The sequence below is a fragment of the Rhodococcus sp. P4_B6 genome (assembly GCF_056402215.1).
In genome coordinates this window covers 12,927-34,871 of sequence record NZ_JBFUHV010000025.1, presented here as the reverse complement: position 1 = coordinate 34,871, position 21,945 = coordinate 12,927, and the positions used below count along the sequence as shown (strand labels likewise).

The 21,945-nt window shown below is 66.9% G+C and carries 23 protein-coding genes and 2 pseudogenes; 18 read left to right on the top strand and 7 right to left on the bottom strand.

The features are described 5' to 3' along the window. Nucleotides 1-24 precede the first annotated feature (24 nt). The gene (locus tag AC1DWT_RS15075; RefSeq protein ID WP_477921175.1) at nt 25-1,440 is read left to right on the top strand and encodes an amino acid permease; all 1,416 of its coding nucleotides are present in this window, start codon (nt 25-27) and stop codon (nt 1,438-1,440) included. 197 nt (nt 1,441-1,637) lie between these two features. On the opposite strand, the gene AC1DWT_RS15070 is transcribed toward AC1DWT_RS15075, so the two are convergent. Further along, a complete protein-coding gene (locus AC1DWT_RS15070; RefSeq protein WP_477921173.1) occupies nt 1,638-2,543 on the bottom strand; it encodes a MurR/RpiR family transcriptional regulator in 906 nt (301 codons plus the stop codon). A 323-nt stretch (nt 2,544-2,866) separates the two neighbouring features. Beyond that, nucleotides 2,867-3,415: a CGNR zinc finger domain-containing protein gene (locus AC1DWT_RS15065; RefSeq protein ID WP_477921171.1), complete on the bottom strand. Its 549-nt coding sequence runs from the start codon at nt 3,413-3,415 to the stop codon at nt 2,867-2,869. Between the two features lie 71 nt (nt 3,416-3,486). Between AC1DWT_RS15065 and AC1DWT_RS15060 the strand changes: the two genes are divergently transcribed. Beyond that, entirely contained in the window at nt 3,487-4,554 is a 1,068-nt protein-coding gene (locus tag AC1DWT_RS15060; protein ID WP_477921169.1) for a DMT family transporter, read from the top strand. Between the two features lie 103 nt (nt 4,555-4,657). Continuing rightward, nucleotides 4,658-6,094: pseudogene (locus tag AC1DWT_RS15055) on the top strand (ISNCY family transposase); the annotation flags it as partial. Nucleotides 6,095-6,348: 254 nt separating this feature from the next. On the opposite strand, the pseudogene AC1DWT_RS15050 reads toward AC1DWT_RS15055, so the two are convergent. The 3 genes and pseudogenes from AC1DWT_RS15050 to AC1DWT_RS15040 all read right to left on the bottom strand — a co-directional run. Then, nucleotides 6,349-6,759 (bottom strand): annotated as a pseudogene (locus AC1DWT_RS15050) (ParB/RepB/Spo0J family partition protein); the annotation flags it as partial. After that, a complete protein-coding gene (locus AC1DWT_RS15045; RefSeq protein ID WP_477921167.1) occupies nt 6,759-7,472 on the bottom strand; it encodes a nucleotide-binding protein in 714 nt (237 codons plus the stop codon). The gene AC1DWT_RS15045 and the pseudogene AC1DWT_RS15050, both read right to left, overlap by 1 nt. A 198-nt stretch (nt 7,473-7,670) precedes the next feature. Then, nucleotides 7,671-9,551 (bottom strand): RNB domain-containing ribonuclease, encoded by a 1,881-nt coding sequence (locus AC1DWT_RS15040; RefSeq protein WP_477921165.1) that lies wholly within the window; start codon nt 9,549-9,551, stop codon nt 7,671-7,673. A 511-nt stretch (nt 9,552-10,062) separates the two neighbouring features. On the opposite strand from AC1DWT_RS15040, the gene AC1DWT_RS15035 reads away from it, so the two are divergent. From AC1DWT_RS15035 to AC1DWT_RS14985, 11 genes are all read left to right on the top strand, one after another. Continuing rightward, nucleotides 10,063-10,338: a LuxR C-terminal-related transcriptional regulator gene (locus AC1DWT_RS15035; protein WP_477921163.1), complete on the top strand. Its 276-nt coding sequence runs from the start codon at nt 10,063-10,065 to the stop codon at nt 10,336-10,338. 618 nt (nt 10,339-10,956) lie between these two features. After that, entirely contained in the window at nt 10,957-11,352 is a 396-nt protein-coding gene (locus tag AC1DWT_RS15030; protein ID WP_477921161.1) for an SRPBCC family protein, read from the top strand. Between the two features lie 589 nt (nt 11,353-11,941). Beyond that, on the top strand, nt 11,942-12,538 hold the full coding sequence (locus AC1DWT_RS15025; RefSeq protein ID WP_477921159.1) for a hypothetical protein: 597 nt from the start codon (nt 11,942-11,944) through the stop codon (nt 12,536-12,538). 6 nt (nt 12,539-12,544) lie between these two features. Beyond that, entirely contained in the window at nt 12,545-13,945 is a 1,401-nt protein-coding gene (locus AC1DWT_RS15020) for an SRPBCC family protein (protein ID WP_477921157.1), read from the top strand. Beyond that, a complete protein-coding gene (gene gvpJ / locus AC1DWT_RS15015) occupies nt 13,942-14,358 on the top strand; it encodes a gas vesicle protein GvpJ (protein WP_477921155.1) in 417 nt (138 codons plus the stop codon). The genes AC1DWT_RS15020 and gvpJ (AC1DWT_RS15015) overlap by 4 nt, the downstream gene beginning before the upstream one ends. Before the next feature lie 311 nt (nt 14,359-14,669). Beyond that, nucleotides 14,670-15,035 carry a gas vesicle protein GvpJ gene (gene gvpJ, locus AC1DWT_RS15010; RefSeq protein WP_206017217.1) on the top strand — a complete coding sequence of 122 codons (366 nt, stop codon included), beginning with the start codon at nt 14,670-14,672 and terminating at the stop codon, nt 15,033-15,035. Next, nucleotides 15,035-15,850, top strand: a complete 816-nt coding sequence (locus AC1DWT_RS15005) for a GvpL/GvpF family gas vesicle protein (RefSeq protein ID WP_477921153.1) — start codon at nt 15,035-15,037, stop codon at nt 15,848-15,850. Before gvpJ (AC1DWT_RS15010) ends, AC1DWT_RS15005 begins: the two co-directional genes overlap by 1 nt. Nucleotides 15,851-15,853: 3 nt before the next feature. Further along, nucleotides 15,854-16,081: a gas vesicle protein GvpG gene (locus tag AC1DWT_RS15000; protein WP_133988160.1), complete on the top strand. Its 228-nt coding sequence runs from the start codon at nt 15,854-15,856 to the stop codon at nt 16,079-16,081. Nucleotides 16,082-16,419: 338 nt separating this feature from the next. Then, nucleotides 16,420-16,887 (top strand): DUF4190 domain-containing protein, encoded by a 468-nt coding sequence (locus AC1DWT_RS14995; RefSeq protein ID WP_477921150.1) that lies wholly within the window; start codon nt 16,420-16,422, stop codon nt 16,885-16,887. A gap of 320 nt (nt 16,888-17,207) precedes the next feature. Further along, nucleotides 17,208-17,618 carry a PAS domain-containing protein gene (locus tag AC1DWT_RS14990; RefSeq protein WP_477921148.1) on the top strand — a complete coding sequence of 137 codons (411 nt, stop codon included), beginning with the start codon at nt 17,208-17,210 and terminating at the stop codon, nt 17,616-17,618. Between the two features lie 218 nt (nt 17,619-17,836). Then, entirely contained in the window at nt 17,837-18,133 is a 297-nt protein-coding gene (locus AC1DWT_RS14985) for a hypothetical protein (RefSeq protein WP_477921146.1), read from the top strand. 76 nt (nt 18,134-18,209) lie between these two features. Here AC1DWT_RS14985 and AC1DWT_RS14980 read toward each other — a convergent pair whose 3' ends face one another. Beyond that, entirely contained in the window at nt 18,210-18,857 is a 648-nt protein-coding gene (locus AC1DWT_RS14980) for a TetR/AcrR family transcriptional regulator (RefSeq protein ID WP_477921144.1), read from the bottom strand. A 255-nt stretch (nt 18,858-19,112) separates the two neighbouring features. On the opposite strand from AC1DWT_RS14980, the gene AC1DWT_RS14975 reads away from it, so the two are divergent. Beyond that, nucleotides 19,113-19,424 carry a hypothetical protein gene (locus tag AC1DWT_RS14975; RefSeq protein WP_477921143.1) on the top strand — a complete coding sequence of 104 codons (312 nt, stop codon included), beginning with the start codon at nt 19,113-19,115 and terminating at the stop codon, nt 19,422-19,424. A gap of 71 nt (nt 19,425-19,495) precedes the next feature. On the opposite strand, the gene AC1DWT_RS14970 is transcribed toward AC1DWT_RS14975, so the two are convergent. Then, a complete protein-coding gene (locus tag AC1DWT_RS14970) occupies nt 19,496-19,744 on the bottom strand; it encodes a hypothetical protein (RefSeq protein ID WP_172650884.1) in 249 nt (82 codons plus the stop codon). A gap of 765 nt (nt 19,745-20,509) precedes the next feature. Here AC1DWT_RS14970 and AC1DWT_RS14965 point away from each other — a divergent pair. The 3 genes from AC1DWT_RS14965 (at nt 20,510) to AC1DWT_RS14955 (ending at nt 21,580) form a co-directional block, all read left to right on the top strand. Continuing rightward, the gene (locus AC1DWT_RS14965; protein WP_317613003.1) at nt 20,510-20,641 is read left to right on the top strand and encodes a hypothetical protein; all 132 of its coding nucleotides are present in this window, start codon (nt 20,510-20,512) and stop codon (nt 20,639-20,641) included. A gap of 51 nt (nt 20,642-20,692) precedes the next feature. Continuing rightward, a complete protein-coding gene (locus AC1DWT_RS14960; protein WP_477921140.1) occupies nt 20,693-21,049 on the top strand; it encodes a hypothetical protein in 357 nt (118 codons plus the stop codon). A 255-nt stretch (nt 21,050-21,304) separates the two neighbouring features. Then, nucleotides 21,305-21,580, top strand: coding sequence for a hypothetical protein (locus AC1DWT_RS14955; protein ID WP_206017224.1), 276 nt, complete (start codon nt 21,305-21,307; stop codon nt 21,578-21,580). Nucleotides 21,581-21,945 lie beyond the last annotated feature (365 nt).

The following is a 21,945-nucleotide window of genomic DNA, read 5'->3' as shown; positions in this document are numbered from 1 at the left end:
CCGCGTTTCACGGAAGAAGGCATCGTGCCAACCTCGCTTTCCAGTACGGAAAATCTCAAGCACTCCATCAATACTCGCCAGCTGACCATGATCGGCATCGGCGGCGTCATCGGCGCCGGCCTATTCGTCGGCAGCGGCAAGGCGATTTCGTCGGCCGGCCCGGRCATCGTCCTGGTCTATCTGTTCACCGGGCTCCTCATCATTCTGGTGATGCGGATGCTCGCCGAGCTGGCCACCGCAAGCCCAGAGACCGGTTCGTTCTCGACATACGCCTCCCGCGAACTCGGCTCGTGGGCTGGGCTGTCCGTGGGGTGGCTCTATGCGTATCACTGGTGCGTGACCGTCGCGTTCGAGGCGATCGCCGGCGCCGCGATCGCGAACCAACTGATCCCCGTCGTGCCCACCTGGCTCTACGCACTGATTTTCATGACCGTGCTGACCGGGGTGAACCTGGCGGCGGTGACGTCCTTCGCTCGGTTCGAGTTCTGGTTCGCCATGATCAAGGTGACCGCGATCGTGCTGTTCATCGGCATCGGGATCGCCGCAATCTGCGGTCTGCTTCCGCATTTCGACTCTCCGGGCACCTCGAATCTTCTCGGCCACGGCGGGCTGTTCCCGAACGGCCTCACCCCGCTGCTGATTGCCACCTTGACAGTGTTCTTCTCCTACTTCGGCACCGAACTGGTTACCATCGCCGCAGGTGAGGCCAAGGATCCGGTCAAAGCTGTCCGACAGAGCATGCGCAGTGTCGCCTGGCGCATCCTGATCTTCTACGTCGGCTCCATCCTGGTGGTCGTCACCCTGCTGCCCTGGGACACCACCGAGGTCACCAAGAGCCCCTACACCGCCGTGCTGAACCTCCTCGGCTTGCCCGGCGCGCAAACCATCATGAACCTGGTCGTGCTCACCGCGGTGCTGTCCTGCCTGAACTCGGGCATCTACTCCTCCTCCCGGATGCTCTTCTCGCTCGCCCGCCGCGGCGAAGCGCCCCGGGTGCTCGGACAGACCGGCAAGTCCGGAGTCCCCGTGAAAGCGGTACTCGCCGCCTCGAGCGCCGGATTCCTCGCCGTGATCGCGAACTACTTCCTGCCCACCGGCGCCGTATTCACATTCCTGCTCAGCTCCTCCGGTGCCGTCGCCGTGGTCGTCTACCTGTGCATCTGCGCCACCCAAATCGTCGGCCGCCGCAACAAGACCGCGGAGGAGAAAGCCGCGCTGCCGGTCAAGATGTGGGGCTTCCCCTACCTGTCGTACGTCGTTGGTGCGATTCTGCTGGCGATCGTCGGCGGAATGGCCTTCGTCCAGGCCACCCGAACCCCCCTGGTGCTGACCATGATCGTCACCGTCATGGCGGTGGCCGCGGGACTGATCCACCAGCGACGTACCGCCGCGGCAGCCGCGACCGGCAGCGATCTCGGGGTGGCGGAATCGCGCCAGTAGTAGCCCTCGCAGACTCGGGAAGTGGGGTGCACCAGATCGGGTGCACCCCACTCGTCTCATGCGAACCAGGCGCGACTCGTTACACCAACTTGTTGTTGCGACCGAGGAATTTCTGCGCCCTGGCGCGCGCAGGATTTAGAACGAGGGGGCTTACTCGTTCGGCGTCGATATGGGCAGGCCGTGACCTTCTGTTGCCGTCAGCCTTTCGTAGCGTCGGTGGCGTACACGCTGAAGTTGCTCAGCAGCTTCTCCTCCTCGAGGAGGGTTTCGCGCACCCGATGTCCCAGAAGTTGCGCGACGCCGCCGGACATCGCCTGGGCCAGCGAGGTGAACGCTGTCATCGAGCGCAACACCGAGGCGCTCGACGCATCGATGTAGAAGGTGTCGTGCGCATACGTGGCGAGCGGGGAGCTGGCGTTGTCGGTGAAGGCGATGACGTGTGCCCCGCTGTGCCGCGCCCACTCGGCGGCGCGCACGGTGTCGGCGCTGTAACGGTGAATCGACATCGCCACGAAGCTGTCGCCCTCGCGGACCCGACGCAGATCATCGGTGAGGGAACCGACGCTGGCGGTGACGATTTCGACGTCCTCACGCAGCATGCGCAGCAGATACCCGAGCAGGTACGCCGGGGCGTGGCACTTGCGCAATCCCATGACATGCACGCGTGGGGATCGGGCGAGGTGCTCGACCGCCGAATTCCACGTCGCATCCTCGATCCGGGCGAAGGTGCGGGCGATGTTGGCCTGATCGAGGGCGACGGTCTGTTCGATCAGCCCGGCCCCGTCCGCCGCCATGTGCTCGAGGTTGTCGAAACGGCGCAGCAGCTGCGCCTGCTCTTGGAGGCGCTCCCGGCACAGCCGGGTCAGACCCGGATATCCCTTGAGCCCCAACCCGGTTGCGAACCGTACGACGGTGGCCTCATTGACCCCGACCGCGGCTGCGAGCTCCGAGATGGTCATGAACGCCACCGCCTCGGGGTCGGACATCACCCGCTCGGCGAGCTTCTTGTGTGACGGCGACAACGAGCCCTCGCGCTGCCGGATCTCGGTCAACAAGTCATCGAAGGTCGCAGGACCCGCCGCCGGCTTAGTCTTCGTGGCCATGCGCCCTCGTCTCCTCGGAACTGTCAGGTGATCACTCTCAACCTAATCCAATCGCAATGCCTGCGAAATTGCATCGAGAACAATTCTGCAATTGTAATTGCAGTTCTTGGAAGTTGCTGTTCCCGGGCGCGGGTGCACCCCATCGCCGACGGGAGGACGGTCAAGCTGCCAGCAACCTCGGTGTCGTCCGCACAGTGGATCTCCTGTTCACAGCGCAGCCGCGACCTTCCTCCGGGACGGCACCACCACCCTCTTCGCCACCTTGGGCATCACCACAGGGAAGGCCATTGGACTGTGTATACCGCGTCATTCGCCCCGGGCTGTCAGGAAGAGGTTGCGCGGGAGCGGAAAGCGATCATGTTCACTCGGTTGCTGCAGCGCACGCTGCAGAAGCGCTTGGAGGCGTTGCGGCTGAGGTCGATCAGCAGGCCGGTGCAGTCCTCTGCCTCGCAGACCCGCAGCCGGTCGGTCTCGTTGGACCGGATCACATCGCTGAAGGCCATCGCCGCTTCGACCGTGATGCGCTCCGCGAGGGGTGCGTCCCGCGAGATCGCGTGGATGTGCCAGTCGAGTCCGTCGTGTCTTACCAACTGAGGCAGGGCTCGGGCCGCGGTGAGGGTGGCGTTGATCTCGTCGACCATCTCGGTTTGGGGCAGGCTCCACGACTTGCGTAGCCAGCTCCGTGCGCCCCGCACGTGCCGCAGTTCAGTGTCGTCGCGGTCGAACCGACCCGAGTATCCGTGGGCGTCGAGCAGGGCGGTGAGGGCGGCGGGATCCGGCAACCCGTCGCCACTGCGCGTCGCTCCAGGGTCGGTGTTGCCGAGGTCGACGAGGAACGCGAGATCGGCAACTGTGTCAGGGGCAAAATGCACTTTGACTCCTTATTATCCGCCGATTAGCGTAATCAGTGTAAATCATTTAGCCCCTTACAGCATGGAGGGTGGTGTCCACCATCATGAGCAAGACCCCGGCAGGACTGGCGATCGCGGTTATCGCCGCGTTCAGCTTCGGCACGTCCGGTGCCTTCGTGAAGCCGATGCTGGAGGCGGGCTGGAGTCCCGCGGCCGGCGTTACCGCCCGGGCGCTCATCGGTGGTGTCATCCTGCTGCCGATCGCACTGTTGGCGGTGTGCGGCAACTGGTCCGGGGTCTGGCGGGCCCGCTGGCGCATCCTGGCGATGGGCCTGATCGGCGTCGCTGGATGCCAGCTGATGTACTTCGCCGCTATCGCGCGGATCCCTGTCTCCAGCGCCATTCTGGTCGAATACCTCGCCCCGCTGCTCCTGGTCGGGTTCGTCTGGGCGACCACCCGCCGGATGCCCAAGGCGGTGGTTCTGATGGGCTCTGCGGTGTCGATGGTCGGCCTCGCCATGGTGGTTTCGCCGAGCGATGGCACGAGCCTGGACACGCTCGGTCTGATCTTTGCTGGTCTCGCCGCGATCGGCTGCGCCATCTACTACGTGATCGCCGCCCATCCGGGCGACGACCTCCCGCCGGTTGCGTTGGCTTCCTTCGGGCTGTTGGTGGGTGGTACCGCACTCGGGCTCGTGGGCCTCGCGGGGGTGGTGCCATTCGCCGCCACGTTCGGAACTGTGCCGGTGTTGGGATCTCCCGTGCCGTGGTGGGTTCCGCTTGCTCTCCTTGGTGTGATCGGGACGTCTCTTGCGTATTTCACTAGCATCACGGCCAGCGGGATGCTCGGCTCACGTTTGGCGTCCTTTGTGGGGCTGCTCGAGGTCGTCGCGGCCGCTGCCTATGCGTGGGTTCTGCTGGGGGAGGCGATGACTTGGCCGCAGCTGCTGGGGGGCGCGCTCATCTTGGTGGGTATCGCCTTCGTTCGCAGCGAAAAGGCTGTCGCTGACGTCGTGTTGGAGCCTGGCAGCGATATCATCGAGCCCGCACCGGCGGAGTCGACCGCGGTAGGCGATGCTGCTGAGACGGGTCCGGTCCCCGGGTGCCATGACGAGAAATGTCATTCACTCGTCGGCCACCGAGGAAGGACAAGTCGTTAATTACTTCGACCTGAAAAAGTCGGGGTGTGGCGGTGCGTGATCAGCCAGTCCTGGAACGCGAGAATGGCCTCAACCCCTTGGGCTAGAAGGGATCGAGGCCATCGTGTTCCGTACCGTAGGCGATCAACCGTCCTTGTTCGAGTCGGTGCTGCCGCTGGAGTTGCTCCGGCTCCCTGACGAGCTGGCTCGGATCGACGCGTTGCTGGATGATCCGGCGTTCTTCGCACCGTTCTTGCCGTACTTCGACCCGCGGATCGGTCGTCCGTCGACGCCGATGGAGATCTACCTGCGGCTGATGTTCCTGGGGGTTCCGCTACCGACTCGGCTATGAGAGCCTGTGCCGCGAGGTGAGCGACTCGATCACGTGGCGGCGGTTCTGCCGGATTTCCTTGGACGGGTCGGTGGCGCACCCGACCACGTTGATGAAGCTGACGACCCGCTGTGGCGCGGCGGCGGTGGACGGGCTGAACGAGGCGCTGCTGGCCAAGGCGACCGAGGCCAAGGTGCTGCGCACCACCAAGTTGCGGGCCGACACGACGGTGGTGCCCAGCAACGTGTCCTACCCCACCGACTCCGGTTTGTTGGCCAAGGCAATCCGACGGATCGCGGTCACGGGCAAGCGGATCCAGGCTGCCGGTGGAGCGACTCGCACCCGGGTGCGGGACCGGTCCCGTGCGGCGGGCAGGCGTGCGCACGCGATCGGTTCAAGCTGCGGTCGCGCAGCGCCGCGGGCCGAGGCGAGGCCCTGGCGGCGGTCCGGCGCACGACCGGGGAGCGGGCCGACCTGGCCGAGACCGCCGCCACCGATGCCGAACGGCTGCTGGCCAACGCGAAACACGCGCTGCGCCGGGCGCGCGCCAAGGCCACAGCCCTGATGGGGACGGGTGCGCACGACGGGGCCGCGGGCCGCAGGCGCGGACACCTGGCCCGCGCCATCGACGACCTCGAGGACCTGGTCACCGCCACCCGGCAGATCACCGCGCAGACCCGACAGCGGTTGGCCGGGCAGACCCCGGACGGAGCGACCCGGCGGGTCAGCTTGCACGACCCCGACGCCCGGCCCATCGCCAAGGGACGGCTCGGTAAGCCCGTCGAGTTCGGCCACAAGGCCCAGCTCGTCGAAGGCGACGACGGCGTGATCGTGGACCACAACGTCGAACGCGGCAACCCGGCCGACGCACCCCAATTGGCACCAGCTGTGGATCGGGTCCGCACACGTGCCGGGCGCCCGCCACGCACGGTCACCGCCGACCGCGGCTACGGCGAGAAAGCCGTCGAAGATGACCTACGCGACCTCGGCGTGCGCAACGTGGTGATCCCTCGCAAGGGTAAACCCTCAGCTGGCCGGCGAGCCGAGGAACACCGCCCAGCGTTCCGACGAACAATCAAGTGGCGCACCGGAGTCGAAGGCAGAATCAGCGCCCTCAAACGTGGATACGGCTGGGACCGCACCCGAATCGACAGCACCGAAGGCGCCCAGATCTGGGTCGGCCACGGGGTCCTGGCGCACAACCTGGTCAAGATCAGCACCCTGGCAGCTGAAGGACGCCGATCGGGGGAGTCTGTGGCCAACCCAATCCCGACCGGCCGGCCGGCCGGCCGAGAACAGCCGAATCATGCTCACCAAGGCGCCTCGTTTTTCAGGTCGAAGTAATTAACGCAGCCCATGCCGACCCCATCACGACGTCGAATTCAGGACCTCCGCCGGCCGCCGGCGAGTCAGGTTCGAGAAAGGGCTTGTCTCATGTGGGGACTTTCGTGAAGCCGGTGAGTGCAGCGGCGGGGTGGAGGAATCCGGCGAACGTTCTCGATGACCGCCGCGGCGAGTAGGGTCTCCCGGTCCTTGGCGACCTCGTCTTTGACGACGATGTCGAGGTTGGGGCGGCCGAAGTTTTCGGCGGCGGCAAGGCGCCGGCACCCGTTGATCACCACCCAGCGGGCGAGCCCGATCTTGGTTTCGTCTTCTGGATACAGCTTCAGGTAGGCGTCCCGGGTGACGACCAGGGCGGGTTGGAGTTGGGTGCCGGTGATCGAGACCAGATCGCTGAGATCGCCGAGGTCATCACGCGGATTGCGCGGATTCGGTGCCAGCTCGCTCAGGGGCACGTTGGTCGGTGTCCCGCCGGCTGCGGGACGGTCGACGGGGGAGTTGTCGCCGACGACGCCGGCGAGGGTCGCGAGGTTGGTGCGGGTGCCGCGTGCCATCACCGGCCACCGTCGATCCGCAGTTCCAGTGCCAGCCGGTAGAAGTCCTCCCGGGCCTGCAGCGCCACCCGATTGGCGGGGTATTCGGTGACGACCAGGCCGTCGGCGCTGGCCCGGGCGTGCAGTTTGTAGTGCCGGATGACGGTTTTGGCGAGTGGCCACTTGTTTGCGCGGACGAAGTCCTTGGTTTCCTCGAGGTCGGACTTGCCGTCGCGGGGATCCCAGTTGTTGATGACCACGGTGTACGGAATGCCGCGGGGCTCGAGGATCTTTCGGATGGTGCGGGCGGTCGGGTCGAAGGACAGCGGTTCGGTTTCCATCGGCACGATGACGTGATCGGCAACCTCGAGCACCGTCCGCAATGCGTCGGCGGCCGGTCCGCGACCGAGTGGGTCGGAGGTGTCGTCGGCGGCGTTGAGGTCGATCCAGCCGGGGGTGTCGACGTACACGTGTCGGATGCCGGGCAGCTGACCCAACTGGCGGAGCCCGTTGAGGTCGTCGTGGGCCTGGACGACGTGGAACGGCAGGTTGTCGAGGCGGTCGGCCCACCAGATGGCCGAGCCCTGCGGGTCGACGGAGACCGCGGCGACCGGGGAGGTGGCATCGGGATCGTCGTCCTGGTTGAGAACGTCCGCGGTGACGGCGGCGAGATTGACGGCGACGGGGCTCTTTCCGACGCCGCCCTTCTGATTGAGAAGGACATGAATGGTCATGGGACCCTTTCCGTTTGCTTCACCCACTCCTGTGGGCTACTTCGGACGGAGAGCGCGGTACCGGCATCAGGTGGTCGCGGCAGGTCCGACACGCGGCCGGGTGGCGCAATGATGCGCGGATCGTCCAACGCGCCTAATGATGTCCGTTTTGCCCGTTGTTCACCGCGGTGAACAACGGACAAAACGGACATCGTCAGTTCAGTGCTGCGCGAAGAGTGCCTCGACGAGCACGGTGCCCGATGCGGTCTTCGCCGCGGTTTTCGTGGTCGCATCGGCGGTGGCGGTGTGGCCGGCAAGGTGCACGGTGGCGGTGAACCGGGGTGCGTGTGCGGGCCCGTCGGTGTGGAAATCCCACACGGGCGGGGCCTGATCGTTGTTCTGGGCGAGACTCATCAGCCAGGCGGTCGGGTTCGACAGTGCCTTGGACTTCTTCGCCCCGTCCAGATTCAGCGCGGCAGGAGTCGTCGTTCGGTGTGGTTTCGCGGACGGGGCGGGACCGGAATACTGCGGCGCCGGTGGGGGAGTCGTTGGATGCGGGGATGGCTGAGTGGTGGGCCAGTCCGGGTCCGTGTCGGGGTTGTCGGTGCCGGTCAGCTGCGCGCGCACTGCCGCCCAGAGGGCGGCCTGTTCGGCCGGCTTCTTCGCCGTTCCGGTGGTCCACGGTCCGCGAATGTTCAGGTGGGTGGCGCGGGCGGCGAACAGTGGGTTGTGGTCGGCACCGTTGCGCCGGATCTCCACGTCGGTCGGCGGTTGATCGGGGTGGGCTTGACGCCACACCGACACCACGCTGGGGCCCATCTCCGGATGGGTGTCGGCGAGGGTGTCCAGGACGCGGAGTTGGATGGGCAGCCAGGTGGGGTCGGCGGCGTCGATCAGGACCGCGACGTCCGGGGCGGTCATCAGGTCGGCGTCGACACGGCGGGCGAGCTCGGAGCCGAGTTCGGCCCGAAGCGGTCCGGCGGCTTCGGCTTTGAGGACCTTGTGGAATCGGCGACTGTCCAGGGCGGCGAGATCGGCGGCGGCCGCCTGTTCGGCGACGATGCGTTGGTCGGCGTGCTTGAAGTGATTCTTCTTCGCCTCCCGGGCGGCGCGGGAGCGCCGGTTCAGGTCCGCGCCGAGGGCCGCCAACTGATCCGAGGTGTAGGGGGCGGGGGAGCGGTCGAGGTGGGCGAAGATGATCCGCTGGTTGATCAGGTCGGCCACCCGCCGCAGCGGGGAGGTGACATGGCTGTAGGCGCTCAACCGTAACCCGTAGTGGCCGTGGACCGTCGGATCGTAAGTCGCGGCCCGCAGCGTCGACAGCAGTCGCCCACGGAGTTTCGCAAACAGGTCCGGGTCCCCGGCCGCGGCGGCGATCTCGGTCATCAGCTCATCGGTGCTGCCGGCGACCGGGTTGGTGCGGTGGTTGCGGAACAGGATCGGCAACCCCTGTTCGACGCACCAGAGGGCGACCGCCTCATTGGTGGCGATCATCAGCTCCTGCACGATGACGTAGGCGACGGTCCGCAGTTCCGCGGCGATCGCCACGATGGCCCCGTCCTCATTCGCCGCCCAACCGCGGGTGAGGTCGTAGAACGCGAGGGCCCCGCCGTCGCGGCGAGCGGTCAGCAGGGCCTGTGCGGCCGCCTCCGCCGCGACCAACTGGGGGTGCAGCGGATGTGTCGAGTCGGTCAGGACGGCGGGCGCCTCGGCGTGATCAACCGCCACGCACCGACCCGCCGCAATCTGTCCGCGGCCGACGGTGACATCGACCAGCCGACCGCCGGTGGTGATCGTGCCGGTAACCCGCAGACTGGTCCGCACGGATTCGGAACTCAGGGTGGCAGCCTGTTCCGCCGTCTCGCCGAGCATCGGAATGGTGCGGCTGCGCAGGTACCGCGTCTCCGCCCGCAGGAACGCCTGCTCGTCGGCGACCGACCCGAGACCGACAACGTCGGCGACGCCGGCAAAATGAACCTCCACCGCCCACCCGCGGCCACCGGCGAGCGGGGTGACGGTGAAGGCGTCGTCCCGGTCCCGGGCAGACGCCGAGTCGATCATCAGCAGCGTCGACAGGTCGGTCGTTGTCGGTGATGTCATGGTCGCCGCACCCCCTTGGTTCTACAGGCCTCCGACGATAACCAATCCTCACCAGGCGCCCCGTCAGCGACGCGCCCCTGGAACATCGCCCCTGTCCTGGCTCAGTGGATCTGGCGAGATCGCTGAGGCCGCACCTGCTGTTCGCCCGGTACATTGAGTCGCCGCGGCGACTTCGGACTCAAAGAGTCTGGCGAGCATGGAACTCGGTGCCTCGATTCATTCCCGATCGCGGGTGACCACCTCGGATTCGCCTGGTTCGCTGAGCCGTCCGCCAGACAGACCGCCACACTCGCCAGATTCACTGAGTCGTCGCCACCTTCACCGAGCCAGGACAGCCCCACGCATCCTCGAAACCGGCTTCGGGTACGGTTTGTTCACCGCGGTGAACAACGGACAAAACGGACATACCTTGGTGGCGCGGGCCTGCTTATCGACCCATCCGGCTGGTGTGCCGCCTCGAATCACCCAGTGTCCTGTGGCAAGCGCTGCGGCCCGAGAAGGTGAGATCGCTATGACTTCTGTTCCTGACCCCACGCCCGACATTGACGGGGAACCGCAGCGGCGGCCCACGCTGACACCGCACGAGCTGGAGATCCTCCGCCTGTGGCTGCGTAGTGAATCGAAGACTGTGGCCGCATGCGATCTGGGAATCAGCCTGGGCACGATCAACACCCACCTGATCCGGATCCGGGCGAAGTACGCTGCCGCAGGCCGCCCCGTTGCCGACAAGTCCGGCCTGTTGATCCGGGCGCTACAGGATGGGCTGGTGTCTCTCGCTGAGCTCTGACGCGACGATCCACTGCATGCCCTAGCGGGTCAGAGCGTTGCGGAGGGGTTGGCCCGTCGGCCTTGTTCGGTGCGGAGGATCCGGCGGCCGTGGCCGGGAATTCTCGGCGGCGCCCTGGCGCCCTGCGACGACGGTGGCGGACGGCGACGGGGCCGTATCGGTGGCTAGTTTCCCTCTGTTAGTCGTGCGGCCGGCGTGCGGTCTCCCGGATCGCCGGGCCAGGGCTTGGTCGTTGAGCCGTACTGCCCGGGCATTCTCATGGGCAACAATCTTCGTCATCGCTCAACCCCTACGGTGGCACTCCACCATCGTCTACCGGCGTTGCCCGACTTCGCGGTCGGTAACGTCAGGCTGGATGGTGAATTCCTCGGGTACCCGCAACTAAGTCGTACTCGGCACGGACCATGTGTTGGCAATCCCACCCAGCGCCCACCTCGGTACACCACCGCGCCCGACCAGCGGGGGATTTGCTCACACAGTGACCGGCTCGTGCCATGTAGCGACACTCCGAGCGCATCGTGGGCGGTGAAGGTGTCGGTTGCGCTCCTGCGTACCTGGGTACGCGTCCGCGAAAGACCACGTTGATCCAAAGGTCGGGGCGCCGGAGGATGTCCGCCGATGACCGATATCGTCACCGTCGACGAGAACGGGCGCTACCGGCTGCGTCTCGAGCGTCGGCTGCACCACAACTGTGACGAGGTGTGGCGGGTCCTTCGCCTGCTGCATCCTGCGTGCGGAGGCACGGGCATGGCGTGCCGGGTCCGGCCGCCCGGCCTGCTCGAGTACGCCTGCGGGGAGAGCGTGCTGCGGTGGGAGATCACCGGCGACGGGCACTCGCGGTCGGTTGTGCAGTTCAGCCACCATTGCCCCCGCCGCCAGGACGGAATCGAAGAGATGGGCTGGTGGCTCACCGAACTCGACGTCCTCAGTGAACTCCTCGACGGGGTGGAGGTGACCGATTTCCGGCGCCGTGCCGAGGACATGATCGACCGCTGCCGACGCGCGTTCGAATAAGGACATCCCAGGGCAGTAACTGAACGGCATGCGCGATGTGGCGCGGCTCGCGGCTCGCGGCCCACAACCAGGGAAGATGCCCAGACACCCAGCTCTACGCGACCCTCGAGCCCGAGTGTAGCGCGGTAGCCCACGGCGATACCGATACTCGCCCGGGCCTATTGCGCTCGGGGTCGTGGAGTGTTTCGCAAAAAGCTCCACGAGGTCGCGAATGTGGGGGCCGCGCGCGGGCTGAGGTGGGGTGGGCGAACACTTGACCTCGGCCCCGCGCGGCGGGGGCGCCCCGCGGGGCCGAGGGGTTCAACGGCCGGAGCGGGGCTGGCTGCCCGGACCGCATTGCGGCGCGGGCAGCGTACACAGCGGGTACCCGCTTGCCACTGCGCTACGCGGGTTTCCCTGAAAGCCGGCCTTGGCCTGCTTCGTGCGGTGGCTGTTTCGGATCGGGGATGTGGTGTACGGCCGGATTGAGCGTCGCCGCCCCGGGGTAGTCGGCGGGAACGAAGGCACCACCCACCGACCACGGCCCCCATCCTTTTCGCCGACGCCGGCGCCGAGGTGCACCACATCTTCTCGACAAAGGGGTTGGGCGATGGCAGGCAAAGGTCAGATGGCGTTGGCCGTGGGTGCCGGGTACATGCTGGGCCGCACGCACAAGATGAAGTTGGCGCTGATGCTCGCGGGCGCCGGAGCATCCAGTCGGTTTCCTTCTGGCTCACTGGGTGTGCTCGGTCAGGCCGGCAAGCTGCTCGCGGATTCGCCCGAGGTCGCCAAGCTCGGCGGGGCGGTCCGGAAGGAGTTGATGAACGCGGCGAAGACGGCCGCGGTGACCGCGGCCAGCCATCGCATCGAATCGCTCAACTCCCGGCTGCAGTCGGGCGATGACGAGACCGCGGGCGGGAAGAGGTCCAAGCGCAGGCGGCACGAGGAGCCCGAGGACGACTACGACGACGAGTACACGGAGGACGAGACCGCCGAGGAGGACGAAGCCGAGGAGGAGGCGCCCCGCGCCCGCAAGCGCCCGGCCCCGCGCCGCCGCACCTCGAGCAGCGGTGGTTCCCGGCCCACCCGTTCCCGGTCCCGGTCGTCGACGAACAACGACGACGAGGACGAAACCCCCACCCGCACCCGGAAGTCGCGCGCCAAGGCGACAACCGATGTCATCCCCATACGACGCAGCCGGAAGTGAACGACGATGACCGAGAACCTTGACAATGCAGCGAAGAAGCTGCGCGAGAACGTCTCCGGTGCGTCCGGTGAGGCCACATCGCTGTCACCGCTGAAGAAGGCGGCGCAGGGCCTGCTCGGCACCGTGACCGACAAGGCGGTCTCCACCGTGTCCGACAAGGTGCAGGGCGCGGCCGGCCGGCTCACCGACTACGCCGAGGGCGGCGGCGGCAGCCTGCTGTCCGCGGTCACCGGCACCGGCACCGGCAACGGTGACGGGGACGGGGACGAGAAGGGCGACGGCAAGTCACTGTTCTCCGGGCTGACCGACAAGGTGAAGGACACGGCGTCGAATCTGAAGGACGCGGTCACCGGTGGTGGTGGTGGCGGTAAGGGCAAGAAGCTTAAGTTGACCAATATCGTCGAAACGATCGATGTCGGTGTCCCGGTCCAACTGGCGTACAACCAGTGGACCCAGTTCGCCGATTTTCCCTCCTTCATGAAGAAGGTCGAGCGGGTGGAGCAGGAGGCGGACGAGAAGCTCGAGTGGAAGGCTCAGATCTTCTTGTCGCACCGGACCTGGGAGGCGTCGATCATCGAGCAGGTTCCGGATGAGCGGATCGTGTGGCGGTCGAAGGGTGCCAAGGGTTTCATCGACGGGGCGGTGACGTTCCACGAGGTGACCCCGGATCTCACCCGCATCGTTCTGATCCTCGAGTATCACCCGAAGGGATTGTTCGAGAAGACGGGAAACCTGTGGCGTGCACAGGGGCGGCGAGCGCGGCTGGAATTGAAGCACTTTGGACGTCATGTCATGACGCAGTCCGTTCTCCATCCCGACGAAGTCGAGGGTTGGCGGGGGGAAATCCGGGACGGCAAGGTTGTCGAACCCGAGGAGTCCGAGGACTACAACGAGGAACCGGCCGAGGACGAAGCGCAGCCCGACGAGGACGAGCAGGACGACGCGCAGCTGGACGAGGGCGACGAGGACGAGGCTGAGGAGCCCACCGAAACAGACGAGGACGAGGAGCCGGACGAGGGCGACGAGGACGAGGCTGAGGAGCCGGAAGAGGACGAGGCTGAGGAGCCGGAGGAGACAGACGAGGACGAGGAGCCGGAGGAGACAGACGAGGACGAGGAGCCGGAGGAGACAGAAGAGGACGAGGCTGAGGAGCCGGAAGAGGACGAGGCTGAGGAGCCGGAGGAGACAGACGAAGACGAGGAGGAGGAAACATCGCCGCCGCCGGCACGCCGTGGCCGCCCGCGCAAGACCGCGGCGAAGTCTGCGAGTGAGGACAAGCCGCCGGCACGCCGTGGCCGCCCGCGCAAGACGGCGTCCGCGAGTGAGGACAAGCCTCCGGCACGCCGGGGCCGCCCGCGTAAGACTGCGGCCAAGTCTGCCGGCTCGAAGCGAGGAGCGCGGCGATGACGTCGATACAACCCGCAGGTCGTGGCGGTGGTGGCGGGGGAGTCGGCGGCGGGCCCAGCTCCAGTAGTCTCGCGGACGTCATCGACACCATCCTTGACAAGGGCCTGGTGATCGATGCGTACGTGCGGGTCTCGCTGGTCGGCATCGAACTGCTGACCATCGACGCCCGCGTCGTGGTCGCCAGCGTCGACACCTACCTGCGGTTCGCGGAAGCGGTGAACCGGCTCGAGATCGGCAGCGAGCCCAAGGGCCTGACGGACCTGGCTGGGGGCGGCGGCGAGAGCGAGTCTGAATCGAAAGCCCAGGGCGCACTCGGGGCCGCCGGTGAGAAACTCGGCGACCTCCTCGGCGGCGGGAAGGAAGAACCTCAGCGCGAGCGGGTTTCACGCAAGTCCACGCGCGAGGACAAGTGATGTCAACGTCGGAACAGAAGACCAACGACCCACCCGAGGAGCCGACCGGTCGGACCGTTTCGAGCAGGGGTGGACGCTTCGAATTGCTCAGTCCCCTGCGGTCTTTGATCGATTGAACTCTCGGAGTTCCGGGTAGTCCGGTAGTCCGCACGTACATCTCCACTTCGGGTATGCCACAGGGGCGAGCTGGACGAGGCGACGGCGAGAGCGCAGAGCGGGCCGAGCAACGACCGGTACCGCCACACGTCGCCGAGCCGCCCGCACACCGGCGTTCCCGGTGGGGCGAGAGCGGGGGAGCAAGGAGCACGAGCATGACTACAGCGGGTGGGCCGAGTTCGAGCAGCCTGGCGGACGTCATCGACACCATCTTGGACAAGGGCTTGGTCATCGATGCGTACGTGCGGGTCTCGCTGGTCGGCATCGAACTGCTGACCATCGATGCCCGCATCGTGGTCGCCAGTGTCGACACCTACCTGCGGTTCGCGGAGGCGGCGAACCGGCTCGCGATCGGCAGCGAGCCGAAGGGGCTGTCCGATCTGGTGTCGGGCGGGACGGAAAAGATCGCGAAGTCGAAGACGAAGAGCGCCATCGAAGACAAGCTCGGCGGCCTGCTGGGCGGGCAAGAGGAACCGGAACGGGAACGGGTGTCGCGCAAGTCGACTCGAGGTGACAGGTGATGGCTACATCGGAGCAGGCGAAGAACCAGAAGAGCGGGAACACAGGGAAGTCGGACAAGAAGCAGACGGCGGGGGTGTACGTCTACGGCATCGTCCCGGCCGACGTCGAACCGGGGGACGACGCGACCGGGGTCGCGGACGGGAAGGTGGACGTCGTCACGGACGGTGACATCGCCGCCCTGGTCAGCGCAATGTCCGTGGACCGTCCACTCGGCAAACCCGAGGACCTCCGTGCCCACGCGAATGTGCTGGACGGGACGTCCCGGGTGGCGCCGGTGCTGCCGCTGCGGTTCGGTGCGGTGCTCACCGACGCCGATGCCGTGAAGGAGGAACTGCTCTCGGCACATGCGGACGAGTTCGCGGCGGCCCTCGAACAACTGGAAGGTAAGGCCCAGTACGTGGTCAAGGGCAGATATGTGGAGCAGGCGATCCTGCGGGAGATCCTCGACGAGAACGAGCAGGCGGCGCAGTTGCGTGAGGAGATCCGGGACAAGTCGGAGGACGCCGGCCGCGAGGCGCGGATGGCGCTCGGGGAACTGGTGAACAACGCGATCGCCGGCAAGCGCGAGGAAGACACCCGCAAGACGGTCGAGGCCCTGGGCGGCCTCACCGACTCCGTCAACCGCCGCGAACCCACGCACGAGGAAGAGGCCGTGCAGGTGGCGGTGCTCGCCGACGTGGACCGGCAGGACCAACTCGAAGAGGCGGTGGGAAAACTGGCCGAGGAGTGGGACGGCCGGGTCGAGATAAAGCTGCTCGGGCCCATGGCCGCCTACGACTTCGTGGTCACCCAGAATCCGGCCGGGCAGGGCTGAACCATGGGACTGCTGTCATTCATCGTCACGCTGCCGCTCCAGCCGGTGAAGGGTGTGATCTCGCTGGCGGAGTTGATCCAACGGCAGGTCGAGGAGGAAATGCACAACCCGGCGGCAATCCGCCGCGCACTCGAGGAACTCGACGAGGCCCGCGCTGCGGGCAAGATCACGGCCGAAGAGGAGGAGCAGGCCCAACAGGCGCTCATCGACCGGATGACGGGATCGCCCTAGGTATTACGGCACTGGAGCGGTGGGGCGGGGTCCATCCGATTCCGCGGCACCTCACTGTCATGTCTTGTGCAGGAGCGCTTGCCGCGGTTCCCGTAGCCGTAGGGGCAGCAACCCGCTGCGCGGCGTACGTCGTCGACTCGGGGATCGGTTGATCGCCGCAGCGGTGGCATCCTCCCACGCCCCGTAGAAACCGCCGCCCGTGGTGACGGCCGCCCGGTGGCCGGCTCGTCGGATTGGAACACCCGTGAGCTGGGCATGCGTTGTGGGTGGCATACCGAGCAGCGAAGGGGTGTGCCGCCCGCACCGAATGCAGCGGATCGACGACACGGAGGTAAGCGATGAGCAGACCACTGACCGGACCGGGACACGATGACGACCCGCGGCGGATGGAGCCCGGGGTCGACGACCGCCGTGTCGTCGACGAGCGCCCGGTCGCTGTGGAGGAGCGGGTGGTAACCAAGCCCGCCCGCACCAGCGCGGCCGCGGCGTTCGCGCTCGCGGTAGGGGTGGCCGCGTTCGTGTGTGTGCTGATCGTGATCCTGTCCCCGATCGGACTGGTCCTGGGCATCATCGGGTTGATCCTCGGTGTCCTCGGTGTGCGGGCGGCCCGCCGGGTGGGGATCACCGGGAAGGGTGTGGCGATCGCCGGCCTGGTGCTGAGTGCGCTGGCGATCGTCATCTCGATCGCTTTCGCCGCCGGCGTGGCCACCGTCCTTAACAACGACAGTGCCGTCGACCGGATCGAGCAGCAGGTGGACCAGATGCGCGACAAACTCCCCGACCACGTCGAGGTCCCGCAGCCCTGACATCATCCACAGCACCGGGCGTCTCGAGTAACGTCTCCGGAAGTCCGCCGATGAGCAGGGACTCATCGGGAGTGCGGCCGGTGAAATATGTTGACTGCGAGAGCAACTGGACCCAGGGAAGCCGGTGAATGGGATTTCGTCGCGTGGCGGGACGACGCTGCATGACTTCGCGGCGAGCCCGAGTCGCTCCTCCCACACTCGGCCGCGAGGACCGACCGGCGCGGCGCCAGGTGTCGACGTGGCCCGATCGAGGAGTCGCCGCCGCTGCCGGTGTTCCGGCGTCGGGGGTAACAGCGAGGCCGCACCCTCGATACATCATTATGGAGAGACGACGTGCGGATCCGGATACCGCACTGGGCTACCTCGAAGGACTTCCCGCGCTGGTGCTGCTGGAACGGCTCCCGGTGCCGGTGCTCGCCCTCGACCGCGACGGTCACGTCGTGCACGTCAATCGCGCGTTCGAGGCCATGATGGGGTATCCGCACGATGCGCTCGCGGGGCGATCGATGCGCGACCTGCTCCCGACGGCATCCCCTCCGCGGCCGATCGCAGAGGATCTGCAAGAGTCGGCGGGGACGATCGTGACGCTCACGCACCGAGACGGTTCTGCCGTGCGGGCGGCGATCAGCAAGTCCGTGCTGACACGGGCGGACGACCCGGTGCTGCTCGTCTGCTTCCACGACGTGACCGAGCAGTTGTGGGACGGCGGACACGCACCGACCTTCGGGTAAAGGCCGCGATCGCGTCGGTTACTGGCCTGTGCCCGATGCGGCGGGGCGCCGCCGCGCACGGAGATGAGCGAGCATCTCCCGCTCGATGTCGACTACCACTGCGGGAGCGGCACGCCGGTCTCGAACGACACGTCCTTCACTGAGGTGGCCCGCGCGCCGACTTCGCCGCGGGCGAACGTCGCCTCGTCACCGGCTGGGGGTCCGATACAGTCCCGAAGATGGCGCCAGTCCACCATCAGGATCGGCGGCGGCAGCACCGAGACGACGATCGCACTCAGCTCGCCCCGCCCGGGGAGCTGGGCGAGGAACTCCTCTCCCGGGCGGTGACCGCCGCCCTGACACAGGGCGCGTCCTGGGCGCAGATCGGCGCCCGGCTCGGGGTTCCCGATCCCTGCGCACCGGACCGCGAATGCTCGGACCGTCAGTGGCAGGACGCGATCGTCGACCACGAAAACGCACGAGCACAACGCATCCACACCACCATGCCTGGACCGTCCTCGGCGCCCGGGCGGTGATCGGAAATGATCACTCCCTACCACCCATCGAACGCTGCCGACGCGTGTTCGAACACCGGGAGCAAGGTTGTACAGGTCATCCCGGCCGATCCGGTACCGCTTTGGTGGCGATGATCTGTACCAGGTCGTCGAGGGCGGCGAGGGCGGCGTCACTGTCCCGGTCGACGAGCCAGCGCAGCACCAGCCCGTCGAGCCCAGCCAGGGCGAACCGGGCGACCTGATCCACGGGCATGCTCCACGTGACGCCCGCCCGGTGTGCGCACAGATCGAGGAACGCCACCGCCTCGGTGTCCATGGTGCGGTACTGCCGGGCGGCGATCGCCCCGGCCGCGGCGTGGCCGGCCCCGCGTTGCCGGAGGGCCAGCGCGGTGATCTCGTAGGTGAGCAACTGCTGCTCGGGGGTGGCCTCGATGATCGGCCACAGGCCCCCGATGCCGGCCCGTAGGAGTTCACGAAGGCCCTCGATGCCGCGCGGGTGCGCGGTTCCGATGAGGTCGGTGAACGCCGTGCGCATCGACTCGCTGATGGCGAGGATCAGGCTTTCCGCCATCTCGGTGAGAAGTTCTTCCTTGTCCTCGAAGTGGTAGTGCACCACTCCGAGCGACACCCCGGCGGCCTCGGCCACGCGGCGGATGGTCAACGCGGCGACACCCTGTTGCGCGGCGAGCACGAGCGCGGCCTCGATGAGCTGTCCACGGCGGACCTCCGCGGGAAGCCACTGCATCAGCGGATCGTATGCGCTCGCGCGTCCCACCAGCAGACGAATCGGACGACCCGGGCACCGTCAGCCGTCGCCGGACGGGGTTGCCGCGTACTCGCAGATTCGACCCGTTTCGTCGTCTCACCCTGCTGTTTTTCAGGGCAATCCTGGTGTGTTCACACGAACGGGTGCCCGAATCGGCGCCCAGAGGGGCTGTGGGGGCTGTTCCGCCACCCGTTCGCTGCAAGAGTCGGGGACTCTCAGAATGAGGTGAGCATCATGACGAAGAAGATCGCGATCCGCACCGCCATCGCGTCGGCGGTCCTCGCGCCCGCGATGGTTTTCGCGGGCGGTACCGCCGCCGCGGTACCGGCGCTCAGCGCCGGGGCGACCGGGGAAGTGGTGGTGACGGTCCCCGCCGGTGAGAACTGGACCTGCTTCGGTTTCGACTCGGGCTTCAACTTCAAGACCGGTGGGTTCGGACCGGGGCCTGCGGGAAAGCTCAGCGGGTTCGTGAAAGGTAACGCGACCGTCTTCTGCTTCGGCGGCACGGCGCCGTTCTTCTTCACCGGCAGCGTGGCGGTGAGGTAACCCGGTTGGTCGGTCCCGGGGGCACGGCCCTGGCTGGTTGTTCCACCGGCCAGGGTCGGTCTACCGGTGAATCATTGCGTGCTCGGGTCCGCGGTCAGGTCGTCGGTGTCGGCGAAGACCAGCCGCCCGTCGTCGAGGGCGACCGCCCACCGGTGCACCGGTGCCCAGGCGTGCCCGTGTTCGTCGGTGTCGGTCAGCTCGGCGTAGTCCTCGATGATCTGCCCGGTCTGGTCCGCTTCGGACGGCCGCCGCACCAGCACTCGTGCGCCCGTGCCCAGTGGGCCGGGCTCGGGTGTCGGGTTGTGCTTTTTCTCGGGCATCGGTCTGCACCTTCCGCTCGCTACGACCCGGATCATAAGCACCTCGCCGGCGAAACCTCATCCGGCGCTCCCGGGGACGGTGCGCCGCTCACCCGCCTCTGGGGTTCCTCTGGTTGCTCACAATTCGCTCTAATAAACACGAGAAACACACGAACTCTCACTGGAACGGCGATTTTGATCAATTGTCCAGCAATGTGGACGGTTGTTAAATTTCAATATGTGAGAATTTCTCGGGTTTGGTGAAACGTCCCGAGATTGCGAACGCGATAAATGGTGTAAGCGGCGATCGACGATCCCGTGGATTTTCATCACCAGTGGAGGAGTGAATTCTGATGGGTTCTGCAGGAATCGACTTCAGCGTCGCGTTCGAGGCGTTTTTGAAGTGGCTGAGCGTCACCTTCGGCGGCGGCATCGGGCTGAGCTGACCGAGACGGAGCAATCCGGGACAGCGGTGGCCCGGCTCGGCGGGGGGCAGCCGGGCTACCGCCCTGATCAGCACGTACGTGTACGCACCGCCTGCTCCACCGTGGCAGGGACTCGGGTGCAGCAGCTCACCATGACCTCCTCGCCGGGGGTTAACCGCATGTCGACGGGCCAGGGAAGGTCGACACCGTGACTCGGATTTCGGGCGCACCCAAAACCGAAATGCACGATTGCAGCATGTGGCGGAATGTGGGGTTTATAAGAAAGCGACTTTGGATGCGGTCGCCAGGCATTTCGCTGCCACTAAAGATGGCCGGTATTTCCTTTTCGGAGAGGACCGCTATGTTGATCGGACTCGACCCCGCAACGGCCGCCGCGGCCGATCCGCCACTCGGCGACGCGACCACACCCCGGGATGTGGCCGTGCTCCAGGCGCTGCGCAACGTGCACGAGTGCCGGATAGCGGCCGGGTAAGGCGCGCGTTCGGCCATGAGTGTTCATCGACACCGGCTACCGTCGCCGATCGTGACAACCTTGCGCGGCCCGGCGCTGGCCCTTCTGCGGTTCAATTACCACCTGGCCCGCATACCGATGCAGTTGGCGGAATGGGGCGTGCTGTCCCGGCTCGACGAGCAGGCCTCGACACGGCTGGCGTATGAGCAACTCCTCATCGACTGCGACCGGCTGGCCGCGCGGCTACTCGACGACGAGGAGGCGGCCCGCCGAGCCGACGACCTGGATCGGCACATCGTGCTCGTCCGGACGGTGATCGCCCGGGACTCTCACGAGACACAGCGGCGAGGGGTTCTGCTCCTCGACGAACAGCGGGAGCGCTTCCACCGTCGCCGCCGCGAACGCAAGTCCCCGGGCGCACCGCTGTGAACGGGTTGCGCTCATCGGGCCCTACCGGGCCGGGACGGCCAGTGATCCGAATCACACGTTGAGGTTCGATCTCCTCGCGCCCCGGCGAATTGCCTGCTCAAAGGTGGTCTCGGGCGTCGACGAGTGGGATGGAGCGTGGACGCCGTGCAACACGGGAGGTTGTCTCGGCGATGCACGAGGCGGCGGGACGGTGGCGGAACCGATCGCGGTGTACGGCGGACACCACACGCAAACAGGAGATCCGAAGTGCTTGGTATGAACATGCCCTGGATGGTCGTGGTCCTGGTGGCCACGCTGGTGGTGATCGTGGCGTCCGTCGGCGTCGCGGTCACCGCGGACGCGGTATCCCGCCGCCGAGTGCACCGATCAGCTGACACTGCCGCCGCGGATCCGGAGTCACCGATGCGCACCGTCGACGCGGCGTCCCGGGTTCACGATTGGCACCGGCTTGCAGTGCCGGCATGGATGACCTGCGTCGGCGCCTCGGCGCTCGCGGTCGCGGTGGTCGGCGTACTCATCGTTGTCGGATGAGAGCGCCGACCACCTCGCAAGCGGACCTTGCCGGCGGCGTGATCGACGAGGGCTTTGTGCGGTTCGAACGCCGCCGCGGCGGCCGAGGCACGCCCCGGGCCCTGCGTCCRGCCGCCGGAGGCGGGTCACTTTTCCCGAAGTGCCTGCCCCGACGGCCGGACGCACACAACCCTGTGTGGGGGTGGCCCCGGCGCGGGCGGGTCACCGTGCGACGGCGCGGACGGCCGCGACGAAGTCCCGGCCACGAGCATGGCCAGCAGGCGATCACGAGCAGAACCGGACCCAGCAATAGCCCGAGGACGATGAGGAGGACGAGGGCGACCAGGGCGGTGCGGCTCAACCACTCTTCTTCATCCCGGACAGGC